The sequence below is a fragment of the Vreelandella populi genome (assembly GCF_003989825.1).
In the GTDB taxonomy this organism is placed as follows: domain Bacteria; phylum Pseudomonadota; class Gammaproteobacteria; order Pseudomonadales; family Halomonadaceae; genus Vreelandella; species Vreelandella populi.
Genome location: NZ_RZHE01000008.1, coordinates 107,521 through 126,173, shown reverse-complemented (window position 1 = coordinate 126,173; position 18,653 = coordinate 107,521). Strand labels below are relative to the sequence as shown.

Genomic DNA, 18,653 nt, shown 5'->3' with positions numbered 1-18,653 from the left:
ACTCCTTATTCAGCGCTGAGCGGTATCGGTTGAATGAGTCGTTGTCTTTGTGCCTGCCCGGCGGTTCAGCAATACCACCAGCAGTGCACCGACTACCATCAGGCCTACCACGCCAATAACCTGCGCTGACGTACCGGTCAACATTGCATAGTCATCAGGCAATAAATAGTGATAAGCCAGGGGAATCATCTGCCCATCCGGGCCAATCTGGTAGCGTAGAAGTTCTCGCCATGGCCAGAGAACCGGCAATGAACCGACAATGAATCCCAAAAGCAATTGCAACGTGAAGCCATGATGGCGTTTTAACAGCCAGGATAACAGCCGTGAAAAAAGCGCCAGCCCAATTACGCAGCCTATCCCAAACAGCATGATAATAGAGATATCGAAGCTGCGGATAGCCCCCATAATCGTGCCGTAGAGTCCCATGGTGAGCAACAAGAAACTGCCCGATACGCCCGGCAGCAGCATGGCACTAATCGCAATAGCGCCTGCGAGCACAACAACCAGCGATTCATTGCCGATCATCAAAATGAGAGGCATCAAGCTGGGCAACATCCGGGCGAGTAGCAGCCCTATCAATAGAGGGATAATGTACCACACCCGCCAGCGCTGACCGGCCTGCCCCACCACTAAAGCAGAGGCTGCCACCAGGCCAAAGAAAAATCCATCGAGCAGTAACGGATGGGCTTCCATCAACCATAGCGCCAGGTGGGCAACGCTCACCAGGCTGATCGCAACACCTGCAAGTAAAGGGATCAGAAAAGCCAGATTCAAATGCTGGAACAAGGCCCGCCATCCATCGCGATACAGTACCACCAAAGCGCCTGGACCAAACTGCTTGATGGTATCAATCAACTCTTCATAAATGCCGGTTATAAACGCAATGGTGCCGCCCGAGACGCCAGGCACGGCATCCGCAGCACCCATACCTGCGCCTTTTAGAAACACGTTCAAGGATTTACGCTTCAATCCACTACTCCTTGCAACAGAGGTACAAAACGGACGCGCTCAAGCCGGCGCTTTTCAAAGGCCCCGCCAATGCGCTTTATCTGGGTAAGCCATTGGCTGCCATCAGGTTCTTCCAGGGGGGCAATCAAGACGCCATCGCGGGTCAATTGCTCAAGCAATGCTTCCGGCAGCGTCTGGGCGCAGGCGGTCAACAAAATAACATCAAACGGGGCGGCCATGGGCCAGCCTTCCCCACCGTCGGCAACGGCAAGCGTCGCCTCGGCCTCCAAGCGCCACAACCGCTCATTTGCCCGCTCATGCAGGGCATAAATACGCTCGATGGAGTAAAGCTCCTTCACCAGACGCGATAAAATCAGCGTTTGATACCCAGAACCCGTGCCTACTTCCAGTACCCGACGCGGAGTGGCACGCACCACAAGTTCGGTCATTCGCGCAACGGTAAGCGGTTGAGAAAGCGTTTGACCAAATCCGATGGGCAGCGCGGTATCTTCATAGGCTCGGTGCGCCAAGGCCTCATCGACAAACAGGTGCCTGGGTTCGTTGGCCATCACTTCCAGTACATCTGGCTGGTGAATACCCTGCTTAATGAGACGGTCAATCATACGGTCTCGCGTCCGCTGAGAGGTCATCCCTCGCCCGCGTCGCTCAATCGGAGAAAGCTCAGGCAAAGGCATCCAACCAGTCCTGCACATCGCTGCGCGCGGGGTGGCGCGTCAGATCAGTTTGCAATGGCGTTATCGACACATAGCCTGCTGCAATGGCCGCAAAATCAGTATCTTCGCCATCATCGGCATTCGCCGCCACCGGGGCAATCCAGTAACGTGTACGCCCACGCGGGTCTTCAACGGGTAGCGGCTTCTCAGCTGGCCCACGATAGCCAAGCCGGGTAACTTTAACACCTTTAATAGCCTCCCACGGCACATCAGGCACATTGACGTTTAACAACGTTCTAGGCGGCAGGGAAAGCTGGTCGGCTGCACCAATCAGGCTTGCCGCTACTTTAGCGGCGGTCTCAAAATGACGCTCGCCACAGAGCGACATCGCAATTGCCGTCATACCCAGATTGCGCCCCTCCATGGCGGCAGCCACCGTGCCTGAATAAAGCACGTCATCGCCGAGATTACTGCCATGGTTGATCCCCGAAATCACCAGGTCCGGGCGTTCATCCCAGATGCCGTTAACACCCAGATAAACGCAGTCGGCGGGGGTGCCGTCCACACTATAAAAACCGTTATCCAGCGCGGTTAATGACAGCGGCCGCGATAGCGTCAATGAATTACTGGCGCCGCTACGGTCGCGGTCCGGGGCCACAACACGCAGATTGGCATGTGCTTCAAGGGCGTCATGCAGTGCTTTAAGCCCAGGTGCATAGACACCGTCGTCGTTGGAAAGCAGCAGTCGTCGCATGGATGCCTCCTTGTTAATCAGGCAGTCTGAGTTGCTTACGCCATGTCCGGGTGGTCAATCAATTCACCAATCACGGCAGTGGCAAAGCTGCCTCGGGGTAGCGCAAACGAGAGTAGCACGGCATCTGCCTCCCAGGTGAGCTGGGGCATTGTCAATCGCATGCGCAGTGCTCGGCGTGCACGTTTTACAGCGCTTTTCTCTAACCCTTCACACAGGGCCGGATGCTGACGAGCCAGCTGCGTTTCATAAGCGCCTGCCTCGCCCTGTGCGCCGTCGCCAACGCCCCAGAGTACGCCCGTTGGATGAACGTCCAGCTTCACTGCGCGCGCCGCCAAGCCTTCATCCACGGTGTCGATACCAAATACGCTCTGCGTACCGTCAAGCATCAGCGTGTCTCCGGCGATTGGCTGGTTCCAGGTACCATCCGCTAGCCGTGCGCTTAATAGCTCATTGAATAAAAAGCTGCGCGCGGTTGAAAGCATCATGCCCTGGCGGTCATCCCGTTTACGCCAGCCTCGTGCCAGCAGCGCTTCGGCGCGCTGTAAATTGCGTCCTTCGGGACCAAAGCGCTGGGGACCAAAATAGTTGGGCACGCCCTGCTCGCACAGCGCCAGGAAGCGACGCTCAAAGTCGTCGGCCTGAACGGCCTCCCCGGTTAACCGCAGAGTAAAGGCGTTGGTGCGATGCACACCGCGCTTTAATTTACGCGGGTGGCGGGCCTTTTCCAGCACCTTGATGCCAATCGCCGCTAATAAGGCTTCCAACCCCTCAGGCGCTTCCCGTCCCGGCAGGTGGACACTTAACCACTGGCGGGTAACTGCAATGCGGTCTTTCATGCCTGAATAGCCGATATCTCTCGGCGTCACGCCACAAATCCGGCTGATGCTTTTCACCATTTCCAGGGTGGTTTGGTTGCGCTTTTCAAGCCGCAACCAGAGATGCTCACCATGGGCTTCCGGGGTGAAATCAAGCTGCTCGTCCACCAGAAAATCTTCCGGCTTAGCGCGGTACTGGCCCGGCTTGGGCGGCCCAAATGCGGTATCCAAACGGCGTGACCACTGGGGTAACTTACTCATCCCTTGCCTCGGGCCGTGCAAGTAGCACCACGGCTTCCGCAGCAATGCCTTCACCACGTCCGGTAAACCCTAACTGCTCGGTTGTGGTCGCTTTAACGTTTACCTGGCCAAGCGCCACGCCTAACGTATCCGCAATGGTATGGCGCATTGCCTCAATATGGGGTGCCATTTTAGGTGCTTGCGCCATGATAGTGGCATCCAGATTAATGACTCCCAGGCCTTCGGCCTGTACCAGCTCCACCACATGGCGCAGCAGCGCACGGCTGTCCGCCCCTTTCCATTCGGGGTCGGTATCAGGAAAGTGGTGGCCGATATCGCCCAGCGCGCAGGCACCCAAGAGCGCATCGCTAATGGCGTGGAGCAGCACATCGCCATCAGAGTGGGCGACAAAACCTTGCGAAAACGGCAGCTTGACACCACCGATCATCAAATGGTCGCCGGGGCCGAAACGGTGTACGTCAAATCCATGGCCAATGCGCATTATCACTCCTAACTAAACTGATCATTTTGTGCTGATAAAATAGCGGCGGCCAGAGCGAGGTCATCCGGGTGAGTCACTTTTAAATTATCACGCCGCCCGCTGACCAGCAGTGGCTGTTCGTTCAGCGCCTCTACCGCAGATGCCTCATCGGTCACCACGCGCTGATAGTGGCGTGCACTTTCCAGCGCCTGACGCAGCAGCGCGTAGCGAAACCCTTGAGGTGTTAACGCATGCCAGAGCCCATCGCGGGGCTCCGTTCGAGCGCTTTGCTGCTCGCTGTTGGCCCGTTTCATGGTATCCGCCACCGGCATCGCCAAAAGCGCACCCGCCGTGTGGCTGGCTGCTGCCTGATAAAGCGCGTGCAAATCATCCGGTGTAATACAGGGGCGCGCGACATCGTGCACCATGACGATGTCCGCCTCCTGTGCCGGTATGGCATGCAACGCATTCAGGACACTGTCCATACGCTCTTTGCCACCAGTGACGCGCAGCCAGCGGGTAAAGGGTACCCATTCAGGCTGAAACCAGCGGTCGTCACTGTCCAGACAGAGCACCAGCGTCGCCTCGGGAAACGCTTGATACAGCCGCGCCAGGGTGTGGGCTATGATCGGCTGCCCGGCAAGTGTCAGATACTGTTTGGGTTTATCGGCGCCCATACGGCGCCCCTGCCCGGCGGCAGGCACCACCAGCCAAAGCGTGCTATCGCCGTTTAACGTAAATTCACTCACGGGGTCGGCCGCTCGCGGCCCAGGCTTGGTTGGGTGACCAGGCCGGCATTGATACCCAGTAGCTCAGTTGCAATGGCAACTCCTGGGACCCAGAAAAACTGCTCGTCGCTTCGTACCATACCCATATCACTACGGGCGCGCTCTTCGATAGCATCAAGACCCGTTTTAAGATCGGTGACCTCAGCAGCCAGGCGGGCATTGCGCTCACGCATGGGAAGGTTGTCGGCTTCCTGAACGGCAACGCGCTGCTCAACCACCTGCAGATCACGCCAGCCGCCGTTGCCTAGCCACAGCGTATACTGGAGTAAGCCCAGCACGGCAACCAGTGCAACCACCAGCCATTTGTGCATCACCGATCTCCTGAGGATATGGTAAATAGAGGGTGCCGCCACCCGCCGTAACGGCGCGCATTATGCCATCATGACGCAGTATCAGCGAGCCACAGATGACTTGAAGGGTAACGCCTGTTGGGCAGCTTCCCGATAAGCCTTGATATGCGCGCCCTCTTCCTGGCAAAACCGTGCCACGCCAGCGGCCAGCCCAGGATGCGCCATATAGTGCAGCGAGCGCACTCGTTGGGGCGCAAACCCGCGCACCAGCTTATGCTCCCCCTGGGTACCTGGATCAAACAGCGTAAGCCCCTTTTCGAGACAGTACTCGATGCCCTGGTAGTAACAGGCTTCAAAATGCAGGCAGTCAGCGACCACCTCACTTCCCCAGTAACGCCCATACAGAGATTGATCACCGCGAAAGTAGAGTGCTGAGGCGACCGGCACCCCATCCAACTGCGCCTGCACCAGCATCAGCGCCTCAGGCATGGTGTTGCGCAAACGCTCAAAAAAATCCTGATTCAGGTAGGGCGAGCGGCCGCGCTCAAAATACGTCATCGAATAGCAACGATAGAAGTGCGCCAACGCGCCCTGCGTAATGTCATGCCCTTCAAGGCGTTTAAGGCTCACGCCCTGGTCAGCTACCAGGCGACGCTCGCGCTTGATCATCTTGCGCCGTTTGGAGGTAAGGCTTTCCAGAAAGCCATCAAAGTTGCCAAAACCTGCATCCCGCCACTGAAACTGAACGCCTTCGCGGGTAATTAACTCAGGAAACTGCGCCTGCCAGGCGTCGACATCGCGCTCATTGGCAAACAGCAGGTGCCAGCTTGAAAGCGATGTCTGGTCAGACGCCTGCCAGGCCGCAGCCAGTTCAGCGCGAACAGCGCTATGAGGGCACTGCTCAGCGATCAGGGTGCGCACCCCAGGCACTGGGGTAAACGGCACGGCGCTGAGCAGTTTGGGGTAATAAGCGCCGCCAGCGCGTTCAAACGCCTCGGCCCATCCCCAGTCAAACACATACTCCCCATAGGAGTGATGCTTGCGGTACATTGGCAATGCCCCGACCAGCTGGCCACCCTGCCAAACGCAGGCATGGCAAGGTTCCCAGCCCGTGTCATGGCTGACCGAGCCGCTCGCTTCAAGGGCATGCAGGAATGCATGGCGTAAAAACGGCTGGTCGCGCCCGACCAAAGCATCCCACTGACTCGCCTCGATATCTTCCATGGCGGATAACGTAGAGCGTCTTAGTGAGCACACAGACATGGTATCTCCCAGAGAGCAAAGCGATGGCATCCGGTTGCCTGCCGCTACTTTATCATTAATACAGGCAGGTTAACGTAACGCGAGCCCGTCATTATTTTCCTGACCGACACATAAAACAAACGATAAGGAGAAGCTATGAAGCATGCTTTAACCAATATTTTTAACGCTCAGCGGCATGCTGTCGATCAAACGCCTTTTCCACCCTTGAGTGTCAGACGCGCCCGTCTGCTGCGTTTGGCACACATGACCAAACGCCATCAGCACGAAATCGTCCGCGCGATTCAGGCAGATTTTGGTCACCGCAGCGAAGTGGAAATCCGCCTGACAGAAATCAATGCCGTGCTTCAGGCAATCCGTCACACTCGCCGCCATGTCTGGCACTGGATGCGCCCCTGGCGAGTGGGCGTTCCCTGGCGGCTATTGCCCGCCCGGGCACGCATCGCCCCTCAGCCATTAGGTATTGTCGGTGTTATTTCACCCTGGAACTATCCATGGAGTCTGGCGCTGTTGCCCATCATCGACGCCTTCGCCGCAGGCAATGTGGTGATGCTCAAGCCTAGCGAGCTCTCACCCCAGACCAGTGCCCTGCTTGCACGCTTGGCGGCGCAATACTTTACGCCAGACGAGCTATCGGTCGTCGAAGGCGATGCCCATGTTGCCCAGGCGTTTAGCAGCCTGCCGTTTGATCACCTAGTGTTTACCGGCTCGACCAGCGTGGGACGTTTGGTCGCAAGCGCGGCCGCAACTAACCTTACTCCGGTTACGCTTGAACTAGGCGGCAAGTCTCCGGCATTGGTGGCAGGCGATACCGACATGGAAAAAGCCGCCGCGGCGATTATCTTCGGCAAGGCGCTCAATGGTGGGCAAACATGCCTGGCGCCTGATTATGTTCTGGTGGAGAGCCGCCATCTGGATCAGCTAGTTAGTGCCTTGAACCGCGCAGTGCTTAAACAGCGGCCAGACAACAGGGAGGCAACCGACCCGATCAACGACGCCCACCGCCGGCGCGTTGAGAGCATGCTCGAAGAGGCTCGTGATCACGGCTGCCGGGTTATCGACCACGGCAGCTACGCGCCAGCGTTGGTGATTGACCCTACTCAGGAACTGCGCATTATGCGCGAAGAGATTTTCGGCCGCTGTCTGCCGATTATCAGCGTCAAGCATATGGAGGCAGCTATCGGATTCATCAACGCACGCCCTCATGCGCTAGCGGTATATGCGTTTACTGACGATAAGGCACTACAATCACGCTTACTGCACGCGACGCGCTCCGGCGCCTTGGTATTTAATGACACCTTGCTACACCACGCCGTACCCGCGTTGCCGTTTGGCGGCATCGGTGAAAGCGGCATGGGCGCCTACCATGGGCGCACGGGCTTTGATCGCTTCAGTCATCTGCGCGGCCTGTTTTATCAAGCTAAACATGCCCCTAGTCGATTGCTACAGCCGCCGTACCGGCGCTGGCTAATAAAATTCCTTAGGCTTGGCTAAAGCTTGCTCGACAATGACCGATAACTAATAGGTTAACTTACCTATTTTTTCATTTGGATAGCTGATGCAAGCCGCTGACAAGCCTGATAACGAAGCACAACGCCTCGCGGCATTGCATGCTCTGAATATTCTAGATACCCCACTTGAAAAATCATTTGATCGCATCACCCAGCTGGCACGCGAAATTTTCGACGTTCCCATTGCTCTTGTCTCGCTGGTAGACACGGATCGCCAATGGTTTAAATCACGTCAGGGCCTGGATGCCTGCGAAACCTCTCGCAGCGTCTCTTTTTGTGCCCACGCTGTTACTCAAGACGCTCCTTTAGTCGTTGAAGATACCCAAAAGGACACACGCTTTAACGCTAACCCGCTGGTCAGCAGCAGTCCGTTTATACGCTTTTATGCAGGGCACCCTCTACGCTTAGAAGATGGCCTGCCGGTCGGCACACTTTGCATTATTGGTCGTCAGCCGCGGAGCTTCTCAGCTCGTGAGCAGCGTATACTTGAAGGGCTTGCCCAGCAGATTGAAGAGCTGCTACGCCAGCACACACTAAAAGAGTCGCTTACCAGCACAGCACGCCGTTTTGAAGCGCTTTTTACTAAAAGTGCCACTGGCAAGGTGCGTATCGACCGCGCCGGTAACATCATTGCCGTTAACCCGTTTGCCCTTCAGCTCTTGGGCTACACCGAAGCCGAACTCATTGGCAACAATGTTGCCATTCTCACACCGGCCGATATTGCTGCCCATCATAATGGCTTTATTGCCCGTTATCTGGCGGGTGGTGAACCCACGGTAATCGGGCGCGGCCGAGAGGTGGATGCCCAGCACAAAGATGGGCATTGCGTTCCAGTCCATCTTGCCATCAACGCCATACCCAATGACCAGGGGGAGGTGGTTGAGTTTTTAGGTATCTTAACTGATTTAAGCGATATCCATACGGCCAACCAGCGCATTCATAAAGAGCAAAGCCTGCTTAAAGTGCTCCACCAGGGGATAACGGATTATCAGGCATTGATGTCCGGCGAGCGTTTGTGGACCTTCTTAATGGAGGCACTACGCGAGCTGACTGACAGCGACTATGCACTGATTGGTGAAGTATTGCCTTCTACGACCACTAACACGCTTAAAATCCATGCCATTACCGATCTTTCTTGGAATGATGAATCACGCCACTTGATGCAGCGTCTGCGCAGCGGCGACATGATGCTGACAAACCCCCATTCGCTGCTGGGTCGGGTGTATGCCTTTGGCGAAGTCGTCATGACCAATGAGATACTCACCCATCCCCAGCGCAGTGGTTTTCCGCCTGGGCACCCTCATCTAGATAACTATCTAGGCGTACCGATTTTTAATGGCGAACAGCTGATCGGCATGTATGCAATTGCCAATAGCAAGCAGCCACTCAATCAGGGTTTGCTCGACTGGCTGCAACCGTTTACCGCTACCTGTGCCCTGCTGATCAATCTTTACCGCCAAATGGCCGAACGCGAGCAGGTAATGGCCGAGTTGGGCGCTGCCCGCGATCAGGCAGAAAAGGCCAACAAGTCCAAAAGCGAGTTTCTTTCTTCGATGAGCCATGAGCTGCGAACGCCGCTAAACGCCATTATCGGATTTGCACAGCTGCTCAGCAAAGGGCGCCGGGAGCCGTTGGGCAGCAAGCAGCAGCGCCAGGTCAACCAGATCGAAAAAAGTGGCCAGCACTTGCTGAGCCTGATTAACGAAGTGCTTGACTTGGCCAGAATAGAGGCAGGCCAAATGGCCTTTTCCATTGAACCGCTGTGGCTTGAGAACGTGCTGGATGACGCCTGCCAGACACTAGAAGCCAACATGAAAGCAGCGGGCATTGGGCTAATTCGCATGCCCCCATCAGCTCCCTGGCATGTAGCAGCCGATTATACACGCACCAAGCAGGTGCTTTTAAACCTGCTTTCCAATGCCATTAAATACAATAGTCCGAATGGCAAAATCATAATTTGCGCAGAGCAACAGGGCAGCGAGATACGCATTAACGTCACCGATACCGGTTTTGGGATCGCGACTGAACGCCACCATGAATTGTTTGAGCCCTTTAACCGTCTGGATGCGGAATATGGTGCCATCGAAGGAACCGGGATAGGTTTGGCAATTACACGTCAGCTGATTGAGCGCATGAACGGCCAAATTGGTGTTGATAGCAAGCCAGACCAAGGCACCACGTTCTGGTTTACCCTGCCGATGGCCGACATGGAAGCAGTCTCCAAGGCGCATCATGGATCAGACAGCGTCAGCTTTGACTTTGATAACCAGCGCGTTTTCAACTTGTTATACATTGAAGACAACCCCGCCAACCAACGGCTTATGGAAGATATCATTGAAGATATTGATGAGCTTAGATTGCTGATTGCACCCAGCGCCGAAATCGGCCTGGAGATGATGCGCCACTCGCTGCCCGATGTGGTGCTGATGGATATTCACTTACCTGGCATGAACGGCTTCCAGGCGCTGGATATCATTCAAAAAGATGTGCAACTACGTGGCATCTACGTCATTGCCCTGTCGGCCAATGCCATGGAACGGGATGTGAAGCATGGCCTCGCAGCGGGTTTTGATGCCTATCTTACCAAGCCCTTGGATATTGACAGACTCGCTGCCACGCTGACCAAATTTATCAACCTAGCGCCGAGGAAATCGCCATGAATCTAGCCAGCAAGCATGTGCTAGTGGTGGACGACAATGCAGCCAATGCAGAGCTGCTCCTGGATCTTTTGGACGATCACGGCTTTACCAATGTGCACGGTATTAGCGACCCACGCCAGGTGCTTGCCCACTGTGTAAAGCATAAGCCAGACTTGCTGCTGTTGGATATTCGCATGCCCTTCCTGGATGGCTACGCTATTATCGACCAGCTGCAGCAACACTTTTTGCACCAGATGCCACCCACCATTGTGTTAACCGCTCAAATTGATGATGAGACACGCCATCGCGTGCTTAACATGGGCGTGCGCGACTTCATTACCAAGCCATTCCTTCACGAAGAGGTGCTGCAGCGTATTCGCAATACGCTGAGCCTTGAACACCGCTACCAAGTGCGCGACCAGCAGGCTGAAACGCTAGAGCGCATGGTGGCCAAACGCACCCAGCAGTTGAATCACCAGTCGCGTACCGACCCTATTACCCAACTCCCCAATCGCCGGGGCCTGATGCAAACCCTGCGTGAAGCATCGATTGGGGATTCAGGCACGGGACTTTTGTTTATTGCACTTGATCACTTGGATGAAGCGGTTCGCCTGCATGGATATAGCATTGCCGATCAGCTCGTCAGGCACATCAGTCAAACGCTTTACTCACAGCTGGATAGCGGTAGCGTCCTTGGCCTATGGGGCGGAAGCGAGCTTCTAGCTATTACCCAATGTACCGACCAGCCGACACTTGAACGACTGGCCGCACAGTTACTAGGCTCTTTTGAGCAGGATCAGGCGCTGGGCGACCTTCTGATCCCCTTGAACGCACGTATCGGCATTAGCTGGACAACAGAATTCTTTAATATAGAACGCCTTGTACATATGGCGGCGTTGGCACTGCCGCAAAAAAATAGCCCTCAACGCATCCAGAGCTACAACGCAACGTTGGAGGCTCAGCAACGCCGCCGGCTTAATCTGCAACAGGCTATTCGCGGCGCCACCCAGCGCGGTGAGATGTCGCTGGTATTTCAGCCTAAAATATCCCTGACTACGCAAGAAATTATTGGTGCAGAAGCGCTACTGCGCTGGCACCACCCAGAGCTTGGTCATATCTCACCGGGCGATTTTATCCCGCTTGCTGAAGCCAGCGGTGATATTCTGGACATTGGCGACTGGGTGCTTGAAGAAACCATGAGACATATCGTGGCATGGCGACGCATGGGAATGCTCAACGACCGCTTCCACGTCGCAGTGAACGTGGCAGCACGTCAGTTAACGCGAAAAGATTTTGCCCAGAAACTGCTTAGCCGCTTGGCAACCTACGGGATTCCCGAACGCTTTTTCGCCTTGGAGGTGACCGAATCAGGGTTGCTGAGCGATATGCAAAATGCGCGCCTCCAACTAGCTCAGCTTGCCAAGATGAACGTGGCAGTGGCTATTGATGATTTTGGCACAGGGCACTCATCGCTCGCTTATATACAAACACTGCCTTTTTCGACGCTCAAAATTGATCGTGCGTTTGTAATGGATATCGATAAAAGCCCCGTCGATCGCCAGCTTGCCAACATGATTACCCAACTGGCGCATGCCGTAGGTTGCGACGTCGTAGCGGAAGGAATCGAGACCGCTTCCCAAGCGGCCTATCTACATTCTATTGGTTGCGAAGCCGCACAAGGTTACTATTATGCCCGACCACTGCCTGCCGATGACTTTGTGGCATGGTGTAATAACAGGGCATCGACGCCTCCCCCACTAACGGCCATGGAGCTTGTTTAATGGCGCATGACTTGCTTGTCCGCTTACGTGAACGCCTGGAAGAGTTGAATCGCTCCGAGCGTAAAGTCGCTAACGTGATTTTAAGCGACCCGGCAGCGGCCACCAGCTTAAGCATTGCAAGCCTTGCCCAGGCGGCCTCCGTCAGCGAGCCCACCGTCAACCGGTTTTGCCGCAACTTTGGCGCCAAGGGTTATCCGGATTTCAAAATCAAGCTTGCCCAAAGCCTGGCAGGCGGAACACCTTACGTAACCCGAGCGGTAGAACCGGGCGATACGGCGACCCAGTACACACACAAGATTTTCGGTGCGACCATTGCTGCCCTCGATGAAGCGCAGCGCGATATTGACATGGCGGCTGTTGAGCGCATGGTGGACTACCTGACCCAGGCCAAACAGATCCACTTTTTTGGCCTGGGTGCTTCAGGGGCTGTCGCTCAAGATGCCCAGCATAAGTTTTTTCGGTTCAATCTGCCGGTGATGGCTTACGCCGATGTCCTGATGCAACGCATGGTAGCGGCATCCTGCCATACCGGGGATGTGGTAGTGATCATTTCCTACACAGGACGCACCCGCGAGCTGGTGGATATCGCAAGGGTCGCCCGCGAGGCAGGGGCCGTAGTGCTGGGTATTACCGCCCCCGCATCTCCGCTTGCCAATGAGTGCAGCGCCACGCTTGACGTTGCTACCCCAGAAGATACCGACCACTATATGCCGATGACCTCAAGAGTGATTCAGCTTACCTTGATAGATGCCTTGGCGACCGGGGTCACACTGCGCCGCGGGGAAGACTTTCTGCCGCATTTGAAAAAGATCAAGGATAGCCTGCGCGACACCCGGTTTCCTCTAGACGCCCCCGGCCAGTAACGGCTTACGCCGAAACGGCGGTAGTAACGGTAATTTCCACTTTGAGCTCATCAGCTGGCATCGGCGCGCAAACGCAGGTGCGTGCCGGCGCATAGCCTTCGGGCACCCAGGCGTCCCATACCTCGTTCATGGCTGCAAAATCACTGCCGTCTTTTAGATAAATGGTAGCGCTCAGCAGCTGCTCGCGGCTTGAACCAATCTCTTTTAAAAGCGCATCCACCCGGGCCAGCATGCTTTGGGTCTGCTCGGTAATATCGCCGTTTCGTGCATCTGGCCCGGCTACCTGGCCACACAGATAAGCAACGCCTTGGTGAATAACGGCACGGCTCATACGGGCTTTGGTATCGTGACGTTCAATTGTCATGGAACACTCCACTAAAAAATTCAAAAAGGCAGTGTAAACGGCTAACCAGAGGCTGACCATGCTTTGCTGCTCAGCGCTCGGTGGGTACCGGGCGATGCTCAAAAACCCGACGCAGCACAAAACTGGTATGGGCGCCGGTCACCCCCTCAATACGGTTGATGACATGCAGCAACAGATGCTGATAGTCATCCATATCACGCACCAGAATCTTCAGTTGGAAGTCGGCGGCCTGGCCGGTAATGATCAGGCACTCGATGACATTGGGAATTTGGCGAATATGGCGTTCAAAATTTTCAAACCGCTCCGAGGTATGCTGGTCCATGGCGATATGCAGCAGTACCATAAGCTGATAGCCCAGCTGGCGGGCATCCACTTCAGCGCGGTACTGCATGATCAGGCCATGCTCTTCCAGCGCGCGAACGCGCCTTAGACAGGGCGAGGCGGAAAGGCCTATTCGGTCCGCTAGTTCCTGATTACTAATCCGCCCCTCTTGCTGCAAAATGGTAAGAATCTGTCGATCAAAACGATCAAGGGTTAATGGCGTTACCGACATAAAAAGCAGCCTCTGCTAAAAATAACGTGTTTATTAACATATTCTGCCAATTAATATCGTTTTTATCTGTTTTAAGCAACAACCTAGCGCCACAAACCCGTTACACTATTGAAACTGCCAAAAGTCGTTGGCGATTTCGTGTCTTGCTCTTTACAGAGAGCTTGCATCAATGAGTCTGCACCGATGAGTGTGTATTAATGAACCACGGCCTACGCCACAAGCGGCCAAATTTCCAAGTCATTAACCCCTAGGAATCTCACCATGTCTGCCTTTGATCATCGTAAATATCGTCCAGCCCCTCGCGTTCCTGCGTTTAACCGTCAATGGCCTGATCGTGACCTTGATCGTGCGCCGATCTGGGTGAGTGAAGATCTTCGCGACGGCAACCAGGCGCTGCTGGACCCTATGACCGTTGAGCAAAAGCAGCGCTTCTGGCACCAGATCATCAAGGTGGGTATCAAGGAAGTGATGGTCGGCTTTCCTTCAGCAAGCCAGCCCGATTTTGATTTCGTGCGCTGGTTGATCGAGGAAAACCAGATTCCTGAAGACGTGACCATCGCAGTGTTGGTGCAGTGCCGCGAGCACTTGATCGAAAAAACCTTTGAATCGCTGGTAGGCGCCAAGCGCGCCATCATCCATTTATACAACTCGACCTCGACGATTCAACGCGAGCGGGTGTTCGAAATGGATCGCGATGGGATTACCCAGATCGCTGTGCAAGGCGCGACTTGGGTAAAGCAGTATGCCGAACGCTACCCGGATGTAGCCTGGCGCTTTCAGTATTCCCCGGAGAGCTTCTCAAGCACCGAAATCGACTTCTCACTGGCCATCTGTGAAGCGGTTATGGATGTCTGGCAACCCACGCCTGACAACAAGTGCATTCTCAACCTGCCCACAACGGTAGAGGTGGCCGGCCCACATCACCATGCCGACCAGATTGAATACTTCTGCCAGCATATCAGCCGTCGCGATAGCGTGATTATCTCGGTGCATACCCATAATGACCGTGGCGGCGCCGTGGCATCAGCAGAGCTTGCTTTACTTGCCGGCGCTGATCGCGTGGAAGGCACGCTTTTAGGCAACGGTGAGCGTACCGGCAACATGGATATCGTGACACTGGCCATGAACCTGTACAGCCAGGGCATTGATCCGCAGCTTGATCTCTCCAACCCCGATGAAATCATCCAGGTCGTTCACGAGTGTACCGGCATTGCCATTCACCCGCGCCACCCCTGGGTGGGCGAGATGGTATATACCGCTTTTTCCGGCAGCCATCAGGATGCGATTCGTAAATCCCTCAAGCACCAGAAACCCGATGAGCCCTGGCAAGTGGCGTACCTGCCCATCGACCCGCATGATATTGGCCGCGACTACCAAGCCGTCATTCGGGTTAACAGCCAATCCGGCAAGGGCGGCATGGCGTTTCTGCTTGAGCGCGACTACGGCATTAACCTGCCGCGCTGGATGATGCTGGCACTCGCTCCCTATGTGCAAAAAGAGAGTGAAGAGCGCGCAAGCGAGCTTTCAAGCCAGATGGTTCGGCAGGTGATGCTGGATAACTTCACTCGGGAAGCGCCGCTGTCGTTGGCGGATTATCAGCTCTCCAAGGGCCAGCGTGAAGGCCTTGAAGTTACCCTGTGGCACGGCAGTGAAACCCTGCGCCTGTCCGGCTCAGGCAATGGCGCTATGTCCGCGTTTACCGACGCTTGGCAAAAACATTCCGGCGTTAATATCGGTATTATCGATTACAGCGAGCACTCGCTGGGTGGCGACAGCGAAGCCAATGCCATTGCCTTTGTGCAACTCAACATAGACGGACAGCGTATTTGCGCTTTTGCTGAGGATAGCGACACCGTGAGCGCCTCTCTGAAAGCGCTGATCTCAGGGATCAACCTGGTCGCAGGCTCCTCTGACCAGACGACGTCAGCCCTTCAGGAAAGCGCGCTTACCGTCTAGTTGATTCAGCGCCTATGCTAGAATTAGCCGCCTACCCACTAGGCGGCTAAAAGACACACATGGGGCACGAAGTAGCAGTTATATCGCTGGTCGCGCTTGGCGGCGCGCTTGGGGGGATGGCCCGGTTCGCCATCTCCAACCTTATGTCCCGCTTTTTAGGCAAAGCGTTTCCCTGGGGAACACTCGCGGTTAATACCAGTGGCGCTTTTCTAGCGGGATGGCTGCTCGGCAGGTTAGGCTTACCCAGCACCCCTAACCCTTTATGGCTCTTCACGGTCGTCGGCCTGCTGGGCGGCTATACCACGGTTTCCTCGTTCAGCTTGCAAACCCTTGAACTCTGGCAAAGCGGCCAGGCGGGGCGTGCCGCGTTCAATATAGGCGCCACGCTTTTACTGGGTATGAGTATGGTTGCGCTAGGCTGGCGACTGGCAGGGGGCCACGCATGAGTCCCTGGAAAACCTATCTAGCCGTGGGCCTGGGCAGCGGTTTGGGTAGCGTACTGCGCTACGCTGTTTCCCTTATTTCTCAGGCAGTGCTCGGCAGCTATTTCCCCTGGGGCACGCTAATTGTGAACGTAATAGGCTCTGGCCTGATTAGCTGGATAGCGACTACGGCGCTGCGCGCGCCCCACGGTAAACTTGCCCACAGGCACCCGTTTCTGGTCGCGGGTTTTTGCGGTGGTTTTACCACCTTCTCAGTGTTTAGTCTGGAAACCCTGCATTTCATTACCCTTGGCCAAGCGTGGCTGGGGCTTTTATACGTGATGGTGAGCCTGCCACTGTGGCTGTTGGTGGCCATGGCGGGCGAGCGTCTGGCATCACGCAACCCGCTCCCCCACTGAAGAGTAACGCCATGCGCAAGCAGTTAGAAAAACACCAGTGCTGGCTATATCTGGTTTGCATCGGCCTGGGGCTACCGGCGGGCATCCTCATGCCAGCCCTTGCACAAGCGTTTGAACAGCTGCTGTGGCCATTATTGGGCCTGCTGTTGTACACCACTTTTACCCAAATTCCTTTGCTAGGTGTCGCCCGCAGCGTTACCGATGGGCGCTTTATGGCGGCACTACTGGTGGGTAATTTTATAGCTATTCCGGCTTTTCTAGCGCTTTGCGTGCTTTGGCTGCCGCTTTCCCCGGCGGTACTGGCCGGAGTATTGCTGGTTCTTCTGGTGCCTTGCACCGACTGGTTTATCAGTTTTACCCACCTGGGCAAGGGCAACGCATCCCAGGCCGTTGCCGCCGCCCCGCTTCTGCTGCTGGTACAAATGCTCACCCTGCCCCTTTATCTGTGGCTGTTCCTGGGAGCCGAGTGGTTCCAACTGACGCTTTCTGCATCGCTACTGAGCGCCTTTGCAGGTCTTATCCTGCTGCCCTTGGCACTGGCTTGGCTGACTGAGTACGCTGGCGCCCGGCAACCCCGTATCAAGGAGATCACCCACCCTCTGGGCATACTGCCCGTTCCGCTGCTAGCGCTGGTGGTCTTCATCATCGCGGCTTCTCAGGTCAATAGCTTGAGCGGGCTTTATCAGGTGATGGCCCAAGTGGTGCTTATCTTTGTGGGGTTTCTGGTGTTTGCGGGATGGCTGGGGAGAGTACTAAGCAAACTGTTCAAACTCCCTGTTGCTAGCGCCAGAACGCTTGCCTTCAGCTTTGGCACGCGTAACTCCTTTGTAATGCTGCCCATCGCCCTTACTCTTCCCGAAGCGTGGCAGGCGGCAGTCGTGGTGATTGTCTTTCAGTCGCTGGTCGAGCTTTTCGGGATGATTGTTTATCTTCGCTGGGTGCCCGGCACGCTGCTTCCTGACCGCGCTTAAACGCAAAAGCCGCCCCGCAACAGTTAGCGAGACGGCTTTCCCAGCGGTTTGGTGCCGATTAGCGCAAGATTAGTACCGGTATATAGCTACCGCGCAGCATGGTTGTAGTGGTGCTTCCGATCAACAGGTGGCGGATACGTGAATGCCCGTAAGCCCCCATCACCAGCAGGTCGATATCATGCTGTGCTACATAGGCTTGCAGCGCTTCATCTACCTTGCCAGCACGAATACAGCCCTCCACCTGATGACCTGCATTACGCAGAGCGCCCAACGCCCAGCCAAGCTCCAGGTGATGTTCAGAGGTGTCTGCGCCAACAACCAAGACATGACAGTCGATGCCTTTAAATAGCGATGAACGAGCCAGCATTTCCACCCCTTTTCGGGCGGTTTTACTGCCATCGAAAGCGATCAGTAACTTTTCAGGGCGCTTGAAGGTTGGCGGTACAATGAGGATGGGGCGGTGCATTTCGCGCACGACACGCTCTAGGTTCGCGCCTAAATGATCACTAGCCTGGTGGGCGGTTTCGCCACGTTTGCCCATTACCAGCAAGCGAACGTCCTCTTCGATATCGACCAGCGTTTCCACCAGCGTGCCGTTCAGCTGACGTGTAAGGGGTGCAGTCACACCATGATTAACAACCCGCTTCTGGGTGGCTTCCAGCATTAACCGGCCCTGTTCCCGGTTCACCTTGGCACGCTGTTCGTCCAGCGTGGAGAGTTCTTCCATCAGGTGCTCGCGGTCACCAAAATGCAGGTTACCCGACAGGTTCTGCTCACCCGGCCCGGCCGAGTGGTTATCGACCACGTGCACAAAGGTCAGCGGTGCCTCTAACGCCAAGCTTGCCCAGGCGGCGTAATCACATACGCCTTCTGAAAACCGGGAGCCGTCAATCGCGGCGACTACGTGCTCAGTCATGCTGCTCT

General features: G+C 55.7%; 19 protein-coding genes. 8 read left to right on the top strand and 11 right to left on the bottom strand.

The window, feature by feature from the left end:
- Window positions 1-9 precede the first annotated feature (9 nt).
- The 8 genes from ELY25_RS10145 to ELY25_RS10110 all read right to left on the bottom strand — a co-directional run bounded on the left by ELY25_RS10145 (window position 10) and on the right by ELY25_RS10110 (window position 6,253).
- Complete coding sequence (locus tag ELY25_RS10145) at window positions 10-969, bottom strand: DUF368 domain-containing protein (RefSeq protein ID WP_126951171.1); 960 nt, start codon at window positions 967-969, stop codon at window positions 10-12.
- A complete protein-coding gene (locus ELY25_RS10140; RefSeq protein ID WP_126951170.1) occupies window positions 966-1,643 on the bottom strand; it encodes a protein-L-isoaspartate(D-aspartate) O-methyltransferase in 678 nt (225 codons plus the stop codon). Before ELY25_RS10140 ends, ELY25_RS10145 begins: the two co-directional genes overlap by 4 nt.
- Window positions 1,630-2,376 carry a 5'/3'-nucleotidase SurE gene (surE, locus tag ELY25_RS10135; RefSeq protein ID WP_126951169.1) on the bottom strand — a complete coding sequence of 249 codons (747 nt, stop codon included), beginning with the start codon at window positions 2,374-2,376 and terminating at the stop codon, window positions 1,630-1,632. Before surE ends, ELY25_RS10140 begins: the two co-directional genes overlap by 14 nt.
- Window positions 2,377-2,411: 35 nt before the next feature.
- A complete protein-coding gene (truD, locus tag ELY25_RS10130) occupies window positions 2,412-3,452 on the bottom strand; it encodes a tRNA pseudouridine(13) synthase TruD (RefSeq protein ID WP_126951168.1) in 1,041 nt (346 codons plus the stop codon).
- Window positions 3,445-3,933 (bottom strand): 2-C-methyl-D-erythritol 2,4-cyclodiphosphate synthase, encoded by a 489-nt coding sequence (gene ispF, locus ELY25_RS10125; RefSeq protein ID WP_126951167.1) that lies wholly within the window; start codon window positions 3,931-3,933, stop codon window positions 3,445-3,447. The genes truD and ispF overlap by 8 nt, the downstream gene beginning before the upstream one ends.
- A gap of 8 nt (window positions 3,934-3,941) precedes the next feature.
- Window positions 3,942-4,661 carry a 2-C-methyl-D-erythritol 4-phosphate cytidylyltransferase gene (ispD, locus tag ELY25_RS10120; protein WP_260579413.1) on the bottom strand — a complete coding sequence of 240 codons (720 nt, stop codon included), beginning with the start codon at window positions 4,659-4,661 and terminating at the stop codon, window positions 3,942-3,944.
- Complete coding sequence (gene ftsB / locus ELY25_RS10115; protein ID WP_126951166.1) at window positions 4,658-5,011, bottom strand: cell division protein FtsB; 354 nt, start codon at window positions 5,009-5,011, stop codon at window positions 4,658-4,660. The genes ispD and ftsB overlap by 4 nt, the downstream gene beginning before the upstream one ends.
- 81 nt (window positions 5,012-5,092) lie before the next feature.
- Window positions 5,093-6,253, bottom strand: coding sequence for a GNAT family N-acetyltransferase (locus tag ELY25_RS10110; protein WP_126951165.1), 1,161 nt, complete (start codon window positions 6,251-6,253; stop codon window positions 5,093-5,095).
- Between the two features lie 135 nt (window positions 6,254-6,388).
- On the opposite strand from ELY25_RS10110, the gene ELY25_RS10105 reads away from it, so the two are divergent.
- The 4 genes from ELY25_RS10105 to ELY25_RS10090 all read left to right on the top strand — a co-directional run bounded on the left by ELY25_RS10105 (window position 6,389) and on the right by ELY25_RS10090 (window position 13,044).
- On the top strand, window positions 6,389-7,744 hold the full coding sequence (locus ELY25_RS10105; RefSeq protein WP_126951164.1) for an aldehyde dehydrogenase family protein: 1,356 nt from the start codon (window positions 6,389-6,391) through the stop codon (window positions 7,742-7,744).
- A 64-nt stretch (window positions 7,745-7,808) separates the two neighbouring features.
- Window positions 7,809-10,421, top strand: coding sequence for a GAF domain-containing protein (locus ELY25_RS10100; protein WP_126951163.1), 2,613 nt, complete (start codon window positions 7,809-7,811; stop codon window positions 10,419-10,421).
- Entirely contained in the window at window positions 10,418-12,181 is a 1,764-nt protein-coding gene (locus ELY25_RS10095; protein WP_126951162.1) for an EAL domain-containing response regulator, read from the top strand. The genes ELY25_RS10100 and ELY25_RS10095 overlap by 4 nt, the downstream gene beginning before the upstream one ends.
- The gene (locus tag ELY25_RS10090) at window positions 12,181-13,044 is read left to right on the top strand and encodes a MurR/RpiR family transcriptional regulator (protein ID WP_126951161.1); all 864 of its coding nucleotides are present in this window, start codon (window positions 12,181-12,183) and stop codon (window positions 13,042-13,044) included. The genes ELY25_RS10095 and ELY25_RS10090 overlap by 1 nt, the downstream gene beginning before the upstream one ends.
- A gap of 4 nt (window positions 13,045-13,048) precedes the next feature.
- On the opposite strand, the gene ELY25_RS10085 is transcribed toward ELY25_RS10090, so the two are convergent.
- Both ELY25_RS10085 and ELY25_RS10080 read right to left on the bottom strand, forming a co-directional pair.
- Window positions 13,049-13,408 (bottom strand): RidA family protein, encoded by a 360-nt coding sequence (locus ELY25_RS10085; protein WP_126951160.1) that lies wholly within the window; start codon window positions 13,406-13,408, stop codon window positions 13,049-13,051.
- A 70-nt stretch (window positions 13,409-13,478) separates the two neighbouring features.
- A complete protein-coding gene (locus ELY25_RS10080; protein ID WP_126951159.1) occupies window positions 13,479-13,961 on the bottom strand; it encodes an Lrp/AsnC family transcriptional regulator in 483 nt (160 codons plus the stop codon).
- Window positions 13,962-14,222: 261 nt separating this feature from the next.
- Here ELY25_RS10080 and ELY25_RS10075 point away from each other — a divergent pair, with 261 nt between their 5' ends.
- Genes ELY25_RS10075 through ELY25_RS10060 form a run of 4 tightly spaced genes read left to right on the top strand, consistent with a single transcriptional unit; the run spans window position 14,223 to window position 17,729 of the window.
- The gene (locus ELY25_RS10075) at window positions 14,223-15,917 is read left to right on the top strand and encodes a 2-isopropylmalate synthase (RefSeq protein WP_126951158.1); all 1,695 of its coding nucleotides are present in this window, start codon (window positions 14,223-14,225) and stop codon (window positions 15,915-15,917) included.
- Between the two features lie 59 nt (window positions 15,918-15,976).
- Window positions 15,977-16,363, top strand: a complete 387-nt coding sequence (gene crcB / locus ELY25_RS10070; RefSeq protein ID WP_126951157.1) for a fluoride efflux transporter CrcB — start codon at window positions 15,977-15,979, stop codon at window positions 16,361-16,363.
- Window positions 16,360-16,758 (top strand): fluoride efflux transporter FluC, encoded by a 399-nt coding sequence (locus ELY25_RS10065; RefSeq protein WP_126951156.1) that lies wholly within the window; start codon window positions 16,360-16,362, stop codon window positions 16,756-16,758. Before crcB ends, ELY25_RS10065 begins: the two co-directional genes overlap by 4 nt.
- 11 nt (window positions 16,759-16,769) lie before the next feature.
- On the top strand, window positions 16,770-17,729 hold the full coding sequence (locus ELY25_RS10060; RefSeq protein WP_126951155.1) for an arsenic resistance protein: 960 nt from the start codon (window positions 16,770-16,772) through the stop codon (window positions 17,727-17,729).
- Window positions 17,730-17,787: 58 nt separating this feature from the next.
- Here the strand turns inward: ELY25_RS10060 and ELY25_RS10055 are convergent, their stop codons facing one another.
- Complete coding sequence (locus tag ELY25_RS10055; protein ID WP_126951154.1) at window positions 17,788-18,645, bottom strand: universal stress protein; 858 nt, start codon at window positions 18,643-18,645, stop codon at window positions 17,788-17,790.
- Window positions 18,646-18,653: the final 8 nt, after the last annotated feature.